The sequence below is a fragment of the Pedobacter rhodius genome, from assembly GCF_027213645.1.
In the GTDB taxonomy this organism is placed as follows: domain Bacteria; phylum Bacteroidota; class Bacteroidia; order Sphingobacteriales; family Sphingobacteriaceae; genus Pedobacter; species Pedobacter rhodius.
The window spans coordinates 187,576-200,748 of the sequence record NZ_JAPWGL010000003.1; the positions used below are offsets into that span (position 1 = coordinate 187,576).

14 protein-coding genes are annotated in these 13,173 nt (G+C 36.5%); 11 read left to right on the forward strand and 3 right to left on the reverse strand.

Annotated elements, in window-relative coordinates:
- The 4 genes from O0931_RS10875 to O0931_RS10890 all read left to right on the forward strand — a co-directional run bounded on the left by O0931_RS10875 (nucleotide 1) and on the right by O0931_RS10890 (nucleotide 4,305).
- Nucleotides 1–726 carry a DUF4129 domain-containing protein gene (locus O0931_RS10875; RefSeq protein ID WP_269415605.1) on the forward strand — a complete coding sequence of 242 codons (726 nt, stop codon included), beginning with the start codon at nucleotides 1–3 and terminating at the stop codon, nucleotides 724–726.
- Entirely contained in the window at nucleotides 723–1,925 is a 1,203-nt protein-coding gene (locus O0931_RS10880) for a DUF4350 domain-containing protein (protein ID WP_269415606.1), read from the forward strand. The genes O0931_RS10875 and O0931_RS10880 overlap by 4 nt, the downstream gene beginning before the upstream one ends.
- Complete coding sequence (locus O0931_RS10885; protein ID WP_269415607.1) at nucleotides 1,900–2,883, forward strand: AAA family ATPase; 984 nt, start codon at nucleotides 1,900–1,902, stop codon at nucleotides 2,881–2,883. The genes O0931_RS10880 and O0931_RS10885 overlap by 26 nt, the downstream gene beginning before the upstream one ends.
- 75 nt (nucleotides 2,884–2,958) lie before the next feature.
- On the forward strand, nucleotides 2,959–4,305 hold the full coding sequence (locus O0931_RS10890) for a DUF58 domain-containing protein (RefSeq protein ID WP_269415608.1): 1,347 nt from the start codon (nucleotides 2,959–2,961) through the stop codon (nucleotides 4,303–4,305).
- A gap of 314 nt (nucleotides 4,306–4,619) precedes the next feature.
- On the opposite strand, the gene O0931_RS10895 is transcribed toward O0931_RS10890, so the two are convergent.
- On the reverse strand, nucleotides 4,620–5,678 hold the full coding sequence (locus O0931_RS10895; RefSeq protein ID WP_269415609.1) for a nucleoid-associated protein: 1,059 nt from the start codon (nucleotides 5,676–5,678) through the stop codon (nucleotides 4,620–4,622).
- A 181-nt stretch (nucleotides 5,679–5,859) separates the two neighbouring features.
- Here O0931_RS10895 and O0931_RS10900 point away from each other — a divergent pair, with 181 nt between their 5' ends.
- The 4 genes from O0931_RS10900 to O0931_RS10915 all read left to right on the forward strand — a co-directional run bounded on the left by O0931_RS10900 (nucleotide 5,860) and on the right by O0931_RS10915 (nucleotide 8,912).
- Complete coding sequence (locus O0931_RS10900) at nucleotides 5,860–6,420, forward strand: RNA polymerase sigma factor (RefSeq protein ID WP_269415610.1); 561 nt, start codon at nucleotides 5,860–5,862, stop codon at nucleotides 6,418–6,420.
- Entirely contained in the window at nucleotides 6,413–7,195 is a 783-nt protein-coding gene (locus O0931_RS10905) for a hypothetical protein (protein WP_269415611.1), read from the forward strand. The genes O0931_RS10900 and O0931_RS10905 overlap by 8 nt, the downstream gene beginning before the upstream one ends.
- Before the next feature lie 27 nt (nucleotides 7,196–7,222).
- Nucleotides 7,223–8,098, forward strand: coding sequence for a DUF4097 family beta strand repeat-containing protein (locus O0931_RS10910; RefSeq protein WP_269415612.1), 876 nt, complete (start codon nucleotides 7,223–7,225; stop codon nucleotides 8,096–8,098).
- A 79-nt stretch (nucleotides 8,099–8,177) separates the two neighbouring features.
- Complete coding sequence (locus O0931_RS10915) at nucleotides 8,178–8,912, forward strand: DUF4097 family beta strand repeat-containing protein (protein ID WP_269415613.1); 735 nt, start codon at nucleotides 8,178–8,180, stop codon at nucleotides 8,910–8,912.
- A gap of 161 nt (nucleotides 8,913–9,073) precedes the next feature.
- Here O0931_RS10915 and O0931_RS10920 read toward each other — a convergent pair whose 3' ends face one another.
- Nucleotides 9,074–9,271: a hypothetical protein gene (locus tag O0931_RS10920; protein WP_269415614.1), complete on the reverse strand. Its 198-nt coding sequence runs from the start codon at nucleotides 9,269–9,271 to the stop codon at nucleotides 9,074–9,076.
- A 143-nt stretch (nucleotides 9,272–9,414) separates the two neighbouring features.
- Nucleotides 9,415–10,602 (reverse strand): helix-turn-helix domain-containing protein, encoded by a 1,188-nt coding sequence (locus tag O0931_RS10925; protein WP_269415615.1) that lies wholly within the window; start codon nucleotides 10,600–10,602, stop codon nucleotides 9,415–9,417.
- Between the two features lie 229 nt (nucleotides 10,603–10,831).
- On the opposite strand from O0931_RS10925, the gene O0931_RS10930 reads away from it, so the two are divergent.
- From O0931_RS10930 to O0931_RS10940, 3 genes are all read left to right on the forward strand, one after another.
- Nucleotides 10,832–11,365: an OmpA family protein gene (locus O0931_RS10930; protein WP_269415616.1), complete on the forward strand. Its 534-nt coding sequence runs from the start codon at nucleotides 10,832–10,834 to the stop codon at nucleotides 11,363–11,365.
- 556 nt (nucleotides 11,366–11,921) lie between these two features.
- Nucleotides 11,922–12,302 (forward strand): transmembrane 220 family protein, encoded by a 381-nt coding sequence (locus tag O0931_RS10935; protein WP_269415617.1) that lies wholly within the window; start codon nucleotides 11,922–11,924, stop codon nucleotides 12,300–12,302.
- Between the two features lie 17 nt (nucleotides 12,303–12,319).
- Nucleotides 12,320–13,150, forward strand: a complete 831-nt coding sequence (locus tag O0931_RS10940; protein WP_269415618.1) for an EboA domain-containing protein — start codon at nucleotides 12,320–12,322, stop codon at nucleotides 13,148–13,150.
- Nucleotides 13,151–13,173: the final 23 nt, after the last annotated feature.

Here is a 13,173-nt window from a genome sequence, read left to right on the forward strand (position 1 = left end):
ATGCAGAAGATTACCTTTAAATTTCTGATACTATTTTGCCTGCTTTTTGCATCCGGATATAGCTATGCTCAAAATTTAAAGCCGCAGGTAAAGCAGATCGTAAAATCCGACACCAGCCAGATAACACCGGCAAAATTCAATAAAGAAGCGCTGCAAGCTTATGCTGAACAAAAAGAATTTCAATACGACGATTCACTTCGAAGAGATTTATCCCTCTGGGATAGATTCTGGATGTGGTTCTGGCGTATGGTCAGTAAGCTTTTTACGGGTGCAGCCTCAAATCCGATTTCCAAATATTTCTTTATCGGCATTGGTGTTGCAATTCTGCTTTATATCATTATTAAAATAATCGGATCAGAAAATATCTTTGCCAGAAAATCAAAGGAAACGATATTACCTTACGATATTTTAAATGAGAACATTCATGAAATTGACTATGATACCGAACTCAGGAAATTAATTGAACAAGGAAAATATCGTCTCGCGGTACGTTTGTTATATCTAAAAACGCTAAAAAAATTAAGCGATGCCGGAATCATCCAATGGCAACCTGAAAAAACCAATTATAATTACTTTACTGAAATCTCTGAATCCGAAATCAAGCAGGCCTTTGGTTCGCTAACACATCAGTTTGATTACATCTGGTATGGCGATTTCCCTGTCGATGCTCAAAAATTTGAGCCAATAAACCAATCCTTTAATCATTTTAATTCGAAGATTAAATGATTAAAGGCTATAAAATTTATTTTGCAATCGGCATCATTTTAATATTGATTTATCTGATTGCCCAATATAATAAACCAACCCCGACAGACTGGTCGCCAACCTATGCCAAAAAAGATAAAATACCTTATGGAACCTTTATTTTTTACAATCGAATAAAAGATATTCTGCCAAAAGCGACGATTAGGACATCAAATTCAGCAATATATAATACAATAAAGGATAAAGGCTATAGCAACAGCACTTATGTTATTATTGCCCCGCAAATAAAAATTGAAAAAGCTGATTTAGAACAGTTAAAAAAATACATCACCGCCGGAAACGATGTTTTCATAGCCAGCTATGATTTGGGAGATTTTGCAGAAAAGGCATTGAAGCTCAACATTTCAACTTCATTTTCGCAAAATGGGAGTTCCTTAAATTTTACCAATCCAAAATTAAAGACCGTTGTTAACTATGGTTTTGAGAAAGGTATTGGCAATCAGTATTTCAGCAAAATGGATACCGCCAAAGCAATCGTTTTAGGTATTGATGCGAACAGCAAGCCCAACTACATAAAATATAATTATGGGAAAGGCTCCCTTTATTTAATTGCAGGACCAGGGTTTTACAGCAATTTTAATCTGCTAGATAAATACGGCGCGGAGTATGCGGCGAAAACCCTGAGCTATTTTCAAGATACAAAAACGTTAATTTATGATGAGTATTTTACAATTCCTAAAACAGGAGAAACCGATTTATTAAGGGTTTTCTTTAAACATCCGGAATTAAAATACGCGTATTACCTGTGCATTTTCAGCTTATTACTTTTCGTTTTTTTCGATATAAAACGCAGACAAAGAATTATACCCATTGCCGATCCGTACACCAATACATCAGTTGAATTTGCACATGTTGTTGGAAGTATATATTACCACAAACGTAATAATTTGGATATTGCTCAAAAGACGATAAATTATTTACTGGAACATTTGCGAAGCAAGTATTACCTTAAAACAAACGATATACAAATTGATTTCGCAGAAACATTACAATTAAAAACCGGGATTAACGAAACATTAGCCAAAACTTTAACCAGGTATTTTATTCAGATACCTGCCTTAAACGATTTCAGCGATGCCGACTTAATCGGTCTCAACAATATTATTGAACAATTTTACAAAAACACTAAACCTAATGGAGCAAGAACAGGAACAATTTAACCAGCGTACAGATTTAAGCGCATTAAACGAGGCTGTAGCTCAAATCCGCAGCGTATTGGGCAATATAATTATCGGACAAAAACAGGTCATCGACTTTTTAATTGTGGGCTTGCTTGCCGATGGACATATTCTTATAGAAGGTGTGCCGGGCGTTGCTAAAACATTAAGTGCAAAACTTTTGGCAAAATCTATTAACGCAGCCTTTTCACGAGTGCAATTTACGCCGGATTTAATGCCTTCTGACGTACTGGGAACGCCGATTTTCAATACAAAGACAGGTGATTTCGAATTTAGAAAAGGCCCGATTTTCGGCAATATTATTTTAGTTGACGAGATTAACCGTGCGCCGGCAAAAACACAATCGGCCTTATTTGAAGTTATGGAAGAACGCCAGGTTACCATTGATGGCACAACTTACATAATGGACGAACCTTTTATGGTATTAGCTACTCAAAATCCGATTGAACAAGAAGGCACTTATCGCCTGCCGGAGGCGCAATTAGATAGATTTTTATTTAAGATCGAGGTTAAATATCCTTCACTGGAAGAAGAAACCGAAATTTTAATGGCTCAGCATTCCCTGGTTAACAAAACACTTTTAAATGAGGTGCAACCGGTTTTATCTGTACAGCAAATTCAGTCGGCAAGAAGTATAATCCGCAACCTCTTTGTCGAGCCGAAATTGCTTGAATTTATCGCAAAGATTGTAAACGAAACCCGCAATAATCCTTCGCTTTACCTGGGCGCTTCTCCAAGAGCGTCGTTGGCTATAGTACATAGTGCCAAAGCTTTAGCCGCCATCCAAAACCGCGATTTTGTTACTCCTGATGATATTATTACAGTAGCCGTTCCGGTGCTGGCGCATCGTATTCTGTTATCACCGGAAAAGGAAATGGAAGGTTTAACCACCACTGATATCGTAAATCAGATTATTAAACGAATGGAAATACCGAGGTAAACAATCCCAGTTGGCAGTTTTCAGTTCACAGTATTGAAACAGTTAAACAATTTGAACAGTTAACCACAAAATCACTTGAAAAAAATAGTTCAGCAATATTACATCAACTTATTTTTAACCGATCGCTTATTCATAGCATTGGCTTTTTGTGTATTGCTTTTCATTTTGAAATTCTTTTTGAATTGGTTGGGTGAAATCCCAGAAATGGCAACCGGAGTGGTATTCGCATTACTGATTTTAGATATCGTAATTCTTTATCGAAACAAAGCTGGTATTGAGGCACATCGTTTAACTTCAAAAAGATTAAGCAATGGAGATGAAAACCCGATTCAGATAGAAATTAAAAATCGTTATGGATTTAGTGTTAATCTGCGTGTTATTGATGAAGTGCCTTTTCAATTTCAGCTTCGTGATAAGGATTTCAGATTGAATATAAGGCCAGGAGATATAAAATCCATTCACTACAATTTACGGCCCACCAAACGAGGTGAATATGATTTTGGATTTATTCGAATTTATACCGGATCGTCAATCGGTTTAGTAAACAGGCGATATAACTTTGATGGTTCCAGAATTCTGCCTGTTTATCCATCGTTTATCAATTTAGGTTTATACGAACTGATGGCCGCGTCGAATCATTTAACTGAATTTGGCATAAAAAAAATAAGAAAAGTTGGTCAAAGTTCTGAATTCGATCAGATTAAAAATTACGTTGGCGGCGATGATATCCGTACCATAAACTGGAAAGCAACGGCCAGAAAAGGTGGCTTAATGGTAAACACATATACCGATGAACGCTCGCAGAATGTATATTGCATTATAGATAAATCGCGTGTGATGCGGATGCCGTTCGAAGGGTTGAGTTTGCTGGATTATGCCATTAATGCAAGTGTTGCCTTATCAAAAGTAGCCATGCTTAAACAGGATAAAGCAGGCTTGATAACCTTATCAGAAACCATTGGAACTGTTGTTCCTGCAGAGCGAAAAGCCGCTCAGCTCGGACACATTATGCAGGTTTTACACAAGGAAAAAACCCGATACCTGGAAAGTAATATGGAGTCTTTATATTCCACCATCCGTTCTGTAATTAAACAAAGAAGCCTGATCGTATTTTTCACCAACTTCGAAAGTTTATCTGCCCTGCAAAGGCAAATGCCATACCTGAAGCGGATAGCTAAATACCATCTTTTACTGGTCGTATTTTTTGAAAACACAGAACTAAAAAGCTTAAGCAGTGAACCTGCAAAGGATGTTGAAGGCATATATCACAAAACGATTGCCGAAAAATTCATCTATGAGAAAAAGCTAATGGCGCTCGAGTTAAATAAGCATGGGATACTTTCAATTTTAACGCCGCCACAAAAGTTAACTATAAATGTTATTAATCGTTACCTGGCGCTGAAAGCACAACAGCGAATTTAGTTCAATTGGCAGTTTTCAGTTGGCAGTTGTTAGCTAACTCTATGGTCTGTGTACTCACAGAGCAATAGTTAAACAAAAACCAAGAGATTGTAAAGTTCCGGTTTGTGAGGACACAAACCGGGGGGCAAAGTCATCAACTTAAGCATTAATGTTGTCAGTCTGAGTTTGTCGAAGACCATTTAATGGAAAAAAAATAAAAAATATATGTCCTTCGACAGGCTCAGGATGACAGTATTTTTGTGTTTTTTTTGCTTAAGTTAATGACATTTCGCGGGGATATAATTGTCAATTGAGCACTGAAACCGTTAACTGAACTACTCTTCCTCTCTGAAATAAACCTTATAATAATTCATCGATTTATCGTCATCGTAGCCTTTCTCTATCATATCTTTATTTCCATGAATGTAGATGTGAAAGTTTTTATCGAGTTTTAATACACTTTTATATGCACGGGCCTGCTTTTTTACTGCAGATTCAGCGATTTCAAATGAATCGGGGATGGGCGATTCATATTCCTGCTCGTAGTTTTTCTTATAATTTTTGAACGACTCAATTCCTTCAGCATTGCCGATTACTTCATTACCAAATTCTTCAATATCGAAAGTTTCCTTTTCTTTAAAGTATTTCATCGATCGGTTCAGCAAATCAATTTTATCTGCTTTGCTTATCTCATAATCATCATCGAGTTTTTGGGTTACAAAATTCTTATAAACGCCTAAAACATTATTGGTTTGGTTGTAACTATCATTGCGGACTTTCAATTTTAAAAATTCGTCTTTCCAGTAAACAGCACTATCATTGCTGCTTTTTGCCTGATCCAAAACCACAACCTTGTAACCCTCTTCTTTATCAACATTAAATATTAAGCAACCTTTATCCAATTTGTTAATGCTGATGGCTTCCTGCTCATAACTCATTCCAAAACCATCCTGCTCTGGATAAACTTTCAGGTAAGTATCTTTAGTTTCTGATTTGAATATGCCAATAACATCCAATTGTTCACCTTCAATCTGCACCTGCTCAAAATAAGCTACATATAGTTCACCCGATTTAATTTTTGGGTGATTCGCAACATCATATAAGTGCTTCGCCAATTGCTGAGAATCTTCATGAAAAAGTGCGTTGTTTTCAAAAATTTCTGTGGCAAAATGATATACTTCATTCAGTTGCAGGTTATCGCTAGGATGATAAAAACGATAAACTTCATTAACTTTCTCAAAAGGTTTCAGAAAGAATTGCATCAATAAATTGCCAAGTAATTCATCATCAATTTTTAATGGCGCATCAGATAATTTATAATATTCTTCAACCAGTTTATTACCCGTATGGTGAATTGAAAGTTGCTTAAGTGAAGCTTCAAAAAATGAAATCATAGCCGCAAAAGTAATCAATTAATCAGCTTTTTTGAGAACGACGTTTGCTTTAAAAGAGTTCTTTCTTAATGGTATCTTCAGAAACTATTTTAAAATAATTCTTAATATGATGCAACATTACATATCATCTTGCGACTTGCAGATAGAAACCTATTTACGAAGCTAATTTAACGAAACAATATTGCAGCAGAAAGAACAGATAACTGATCAGGAACTGATTGTAATGTGCCTCCAAGGTAAAGATTCAGGCTATACTGGTCTTTACAACAGGTATGCAAGGCGCATATATAATTCTGTAAGCCGCCTCATCGTTCATAGCGGTGAAGCTGAAGACATCCTTCAGGAAACTTTTTTTACTGTATTTAGCGAGCCTGAAAAATTAAAAGGCCTGGTTAGTTTTGAAGCATGGGTAAGAAGAATGGCCGTTAACAAAGCAATTAACCATTTACGGAAGAGAAAAATTGCTTTCACCGACTTAACAGACATGGAAATCGCTGCCGAAGAAGATTACGATGCAGAGGAGCATGAAATCTTTGAATGCAGAGTTGAAGATGTGAAACGAAGTATTAATGATTTACCCGATGGTTACCGGACGATATTAAACCTGTATTTATTTGAAAAAATGAATCAGGAGGAAATTGCAGCAATGCTTGGTATATCACGTATCACAGTAAGGACGCAATACCACCGTGCAAAGAAAAAAATAATAGAAAATTTAAAAGACAGGTCTTATTATGAATGATCCGATAAAAGAATTTGTGGAGCAGAACAGGGCAGCATTCGACGAACTTGAAGCGCCTCCTTTTAACCTTGAAGCATTTAAAGAAAGATTAAATCCGGCTCAGGGAAAGAAAACTAAAAGGATTCTCCTGCATACCAAATGGCTGGTGGCCGCATCGGTTTTAATTGTGTTAGGCACAACCTTTTTGATGTTGAAAGAATATAATAAGTCTTCTGATACTGATAAATTGGCGAATAGCATACATAAAAAGCCTGTAAAAATTAAACCCGCTGTTAAACATGAAGAAATTAAAATAGCAAGTCTGGTTACACCGGAAGCCAGGCCAATAGTAGCTGAAGTGTACAAGAAACCAAATTTAAAAAAGCACTTAGAAAGCGATCCGCAGCCTGATTCATATGCAAAGCTTAGTGACAGCAGTTCTTCGAGCATCAGGCTTGCGGCCATATTGGATATTGAAAAATCAGGGCAGATAAGTAACGATGTACTGGATAGATTAGCTAAAACATTAAATCATGATGAAAACAGTAATGTGAGGCTGGCGGCATTAAGTGTACTCGAAAAATACAGTTACGATGCACATGTTGCAGCACTACTTATCCATTCGCTGAGTATACAAAACGACCCGTTGGTACAGCTTGGCCTGGTGAGCTTATTGGGCAAAATGAAAAACTTAAATATAAACGATAAGCTTTATGCCCTTGCCTACGACCCCAATACCTTCGGTGCCGTTAAAGACGAAGCCTATAGTATATTACTGAAAGACGACAAACTATAATAATAAATGAATTTAAAAAGCAAACAAATGAAAAAACAACTGGCAGTACTTTTCACACTCGTGGCTATCACGATATCGGCTTCAGCACAAAAAGAATATAAGCTGGCTAAAAGCTCAGGTAAGTTAAACTTAAACATTGGCGGTGCAATTGTAGAAGGCTACAGCGGCAATGAAATTATTTTCAGCATGGCAAAATCTGAAAATGATGTGGTAGATGAAAGGGCAAAGGGTCTTCGCGTAATCAGCGGATCTGGTTTTGCAGATAATACGGGAATGGGTATCGATGTATCAGAAAAAGGTGATGAAATTAATGTAAATCCGGTTCGAAAAGGCGTTCTTACGGGAATTGTAACCATTAAAGTACCTCAAAACATTAAAATCGCATTCAATAATACCAATGTTAACCAGGACGAATTAATCTTGAAAAATTTAAAAAACGAGATTGAAATATCGGTAAGTTATACCAAAATAAAACTGGAGAATAACACCGGTCCGATGAATGTTAAAACGCTTTATGGTTCGGTTGATGCAATTTTCAACGGCGAGATAAAAGGTCCGGTTTCTATAGTTTCGGTTTATGGCTATGTAGATGTATCTATGCCTGCCACGACAAAAGCAAATGTTGAACTTGGTACAAGTTATGGTAACTTATATGCAGGCGAAGGATTTAAAATCGCGGTAGAAAAAAGCACAAATGAAAAAACAGAGTCAGCAGGTACAATAAATTCAGTTCAGGGACTAACAAAAACAACCGGCTATTCCATAAATAGTCAGGGCAGTGTTATTGGTTTAAATTCGTATAGTTCAAGAGACCGGGAAACACTTAAAGGCAAATTAAATGGTGGGGGTGCAGATGTGATATTAAAATCGAACTATAAAAATGTTTATTTAAGAGAAAAATAAAGTCTTGTCGCAAATATTAAACTTCCCGAACGTAATTTCTTCTTTTTCGGGGCAGGCTCACCTTTTAAAAATCTTAATTATGAAAATATTATTGCTCCGGCTATTTATGGCCTTACTGCCATGCATTGCCTTTTCTCAAACGAAAATAACGAAGTCGTACCCGGTTGCCAAAGGCCAAATGATTGAGCTGCGGTTCGATTACCCTAACGTTATCCGTGTAAGCACCTGGGATAAGAATGAAATTTCAATCGAAGCATCAGTTAAGATTAACCAGGGTGAAAATAATGATGCTTTTAGCCTGGTTGAATATTCCGGAAATGGAAAAGTTTCGATAAGCAATAAACTTGACATGGATAATATTCCTAAAACCTATTTCCTCGTAGAGAATGGCATTAAGACCCGCTTTACAACGAAGGCTGATATGGATAATTACAGAAAAGAAAAAACTGGCACAAACAATATCTCCTATTACCAGCAAAAAGATATAGAAGTAACGCTGGATATTAAGGTACCTGCAAATGTAACAACCGATTTGGCCTCGGTTTACGGTATAGTAGAACTCCGTAATTTTGACGGGCCAATAAAAGTTGATGCGAAATATGGCGGTATCGATGCCAGCTTAACGGAGGATAAAATTGGTAAAATTACGTTAACCAATCATTTCGGGAAGATTTACAGTAACCTTAACTTAAAGCCAACAGCACAAAAGGAACAAAACTTTTTTACGTCAATAACAGCTATGCCTGGTAAAGGCCCAGATTACGACATCAGTTCGAATTATGGAAATATTTACCTGCGCAGTTCGGTTAAATAATCAACTCGCCGCGATGGTGAGGGAAATGTTTTGATTATAGGGAATACCAAATATTCTGATTATAAACCCTCAAATGGGATCTGCAACTGCAGGTTCCATTTTTGTTTTAATTGGATTGTGCGCAACAATTTAAATAGATTTATTGAATTAAGCAAAGATTATTAACAAGCCTTCTCAAATTGTTCAAAAAGAATTTCCAGACTTGATTTCTCTTCAAACACTGCCCCGCTTGAAATTTTCTGAACTGGCGTAAATACAGTTAAAGAATTAGAATCAGAATGAATAAATCTGCCTAACTCCGAGATTTTTTCAGGTGAAAGCCTGAATAACATTACAGGTTTTAATGGTGAATTTGACATGGCTAAAATAGATTGTTTGGTCGTTCTGCATCGGATACATTTGCATTCCCGATTTAGCTTTCAAAAATCCCGAAAGATTATGTCTTTTTTAATAAAGACCGTTTCAATTATGTATTGATTTTCAAAATCAGTACAGCAAACTGCTATTTACGTTTTAAATTGGCAATGTAAACAGATGGTGTGGAACCTGTGGCTTTTTTGAAGGCCAGAAAAAAAGTATTTCTTGAAGAGAAACCTGCCTCTTTTGCAATTGCCTCTAAAGTAAATTGTTTCCAGTCTCCGCTATCCAGCCTTTCCTTAACATACTCAATTCGGAGGTTATTGATATAGCTGTTAAAGTTAACTTTATAATGTTGGTTAAAGACTTCTGTCAATTTGTGGTTTGGAACATTAATTAAAGATGCAAACTCACTAAGTGTAAGACCTGCCTGCCTGAAAATTTGCTTATCGTTAATGAAATTTTCTAAGAGGCCTATCAGGTTGTCATCCACCTTACGTGCTTTAAAATCCGTTTTTTCCGATTTTAGATTAGGTATAATTTTTTCGCCAATTTGCGGTTCCTTTATTACTCTAATCAACCCGGTTTTATTTAATCCATAAATAAATTCAGGATTTAAAAAGAAGAGAAAACTCAGCGTTAATAAACAAAAGCACAATAAAAAAACCAGGTTGCTTTCATTAAGCATAAACCAGGCTTTATGTACGTTATTAAGCACGGAAAAATCAATGGCCAGGATTCCGAAAAATATCAGGCCGCAAATTGCGGTAAAAAAATAAAGCCATATAACATTTTTATGGTTAATGCTTCTGGTTTTTGAGGCCTTATGTATCAAGTTAACCTGAAGGCAGGTGTATACACATGCTGATGCCGGAAAGGCAAGCCAATGTAATGGATTTACAATATACCTGCTTCTGCTGAATGCAAAATTTAAATCTGTTGCAATCCGATCTACAATAATTTGCTGCTCAGCATTACTTAACAAATTGTAGGGCAGTACATCTAATATTGCAGGTATAATTAGAATTAAATGCAGGAAATCTTTTCGCCTCAACTCAGAAAATGATTCGTTTAAAGAACCCCGGATGTAAAGAAATAAACAAGGTGCTATCAGGTAATAAAGTGGAAGCCCCTTATTAAATAACGATGGGTAATTTCTGATCTCACCAGAGTTTGTAAGCAGGTAAATCAACGCATACCATATAATCCCGGTTACAGAAATTGAAAGTAAAATACTGAGCTGCCTTTTATGATGGCCATAGAGAAAAAGCTTTACAATAACGACGGAAAAAATAAAAATCGCGCCAATTACGCCTAGAAAAACAGGATTCAAGATTTAAAAATTAAGTATCAGGGACAAAGCAAAAATAATAATAAAATATCGAGCGAGGCAGAATTTAACATAACTTTTAGATAGGGTTAAATAGTATAGATATTTATTTAAACGTTTGGTATTTGCTTGATAACGAGCCGTGGCCGCATTGATTTTAACGCTATTATAACTTATTTAAAAAAATTCCGTTATTATTATCAAAATCAGATTTCAGTTAAACCTTAAAAAAATGAACTTAATTAAAAACTATTTATTTACTGCGCTCATCGGATTATCGGTTATAACCATGTATTCATGTAAGGCGAAGAAAATGGTAGCCAAGCCTGATCCCGCTCCGGTTGCAAAACCTGTACCACCTGTAGAAGAAAAGAAACCGGAACCTGCTCCTCAGAAAGAAGCCGAACAACCTGCCCCGACTGAGAAACCTGATTTCAATTTAGATAATATTCAGTTTGAATTTAACTCTGCTGTGTTGAAAACTGCTTCATTTGCTATTTTAGATAAGGCCGTAACCGAAATGAAAAAATCACCTGATACGAAATTTGTGTTAAACGGCTATTCATCTGCGGAAGGAACTCCTGAACATAATATGTCGCTGTCTGTCGACAGGGCAAATTCCGTAAAATCTTATTTTGTAAATGCTGGGCTTAAAGCGTCAAATTTTACAATTGTTGGTCATGGCGAAAAAGACCCGATAAGTAGTAATGATAGCGAAGAAGGCCGAATGATAAACAGAAGAACCGAAATTAAAGTTCAGAATTAATGCTCTTAAACTTTTTTAAAATTTAGAGTATTTAATTCATCATCTGGTAGCTATCGACCTGTGGAATAAAAACTTAGGAATCAGGTTAACGGAGATATAACACAAACTCGTTTCGTAGATTTTTTACTCTTTGTTTTTTTTATTAAAAACTTTTGAACTATCGGTTGGTGCCTCATCGACCGAAACTTAACTTAGCTGGTTGGTGAGACACCAACCAGTAGAGTAAAAAACTCAGTCCTTCAGTTCGCATTCCGAAAAGTCGTCATCCATTATTGGTCTGTTGGAAACCAGTAGAGCGACTTGCCGTTTATTATCTGATAGCTACCAGATGAGGTTCTCAAAAGCTGTCTTAAATAAGTTGTCACTTAACAAACCCCATTTACTGGTCAAATGTGGCTGTTTGTGCTGTGAACCAGATATCTGCCATGATATTTTTTGTCATAAAATTAAAAGCTATATATAATTTACAATCTTTAGTGTAAAATAGTAGTCGAATTAAATAACTTTGTTTATCAAACAAAATCGATTTAGCTTATTCTTTAGAAATATTTTTTAAATGATTTTAATCATACTTAATGTAATTTTCTGCATTTCATTTATAGGTTTTGCCTACGTGAACCTTAACGATAAAGACTCTTGGCTTTGGGTTCCAATTTATATGGCTGCCGCAATTTGCTGCGGGTTGGCTGCTGCGGGTTTGTTTTACCCTTACGTTTACCTGGCTTTAATTGTGTTTTACCTGATTTATGCAACAAAAATTTTCTTCGCTAAAGATGGTGTTCGCGATTGGATAACCAAATACAATAAACCCAGCCTGGTTGAAAGTATGCAGGCGACAAAACCTTACATAGAGCAAACCAGGGAGTTTTTCGGATTGCTTATTATTGCAGGTGCCTTGCTGATAAATTATCTGGTTTCGGCAGGGGTTTTTGCATAAAATAAAATGTGTTTGTTATGGCGATTAGTGATGGCTTCGGAAATATAAATGAACTGCTTTTAAACATCATAAAAGATAACCTCGAGGATGCTGCATTTGAATGGCTTATAAAGGCCGGTTCGGCAAACGAAATCGATAAACTGGGGCAGTCCTTTGTGATGCTTCCCCGTAAAACCGGAAAACCTGCTCTACGCATTTCCGAAGTACAAAAAAAACAACTCGAAGAATCGGGCATAAGTTACCTAACCAGCTGGAGCATCGACCGGCTGTCAAGAGTTTGGTTGCTAGGCGTGCAGAGTTTTGCTGATACAGAAAAGTCTCACCCTGTAATTGAAAATTTATTTTTGTCGGCCGAGGTGAATGAAGCCGTTGCTTTATATTCGGCATTGCCATTTTTAGCTAAGCCCGAAACCTGGGTAAAAAGATGTGCCGAAGGCATCAGAAGTAATATTGGCTCAGTATTGGAAGCCATTATGGAAAACAATCCTTATCCTGCAAAATACCTCAACGAAGCCGCTTGGAATCAGCTGGTTTTAAAAGCCTTTTTTACAGAAAAAGACATCAACAAAATAAATGGTTTGGATGGGCGTGCGAACGAACAACTGGCTTTAACCTTAAGCGATTATGCCCGTGAACGTTATGCCGCCGGGCGGCAAATAAACCCGCAGCTGTGGCGTTTGGTCGCTCCTTTTATTAACGACCAGATTTTCGAAGCAATTAAAATCGGTTTAACTAATCAGGATAAAGAAGAACATAACGCGATTGCGCTTGCCATTTCTGCGTCTGATTATGAACCGGCAAAAGTATATATCAGTCAAATTCCCGAACTTAGTCAGTTAAGTAAATAGGTCTAAGGATTTGACTCCAAATT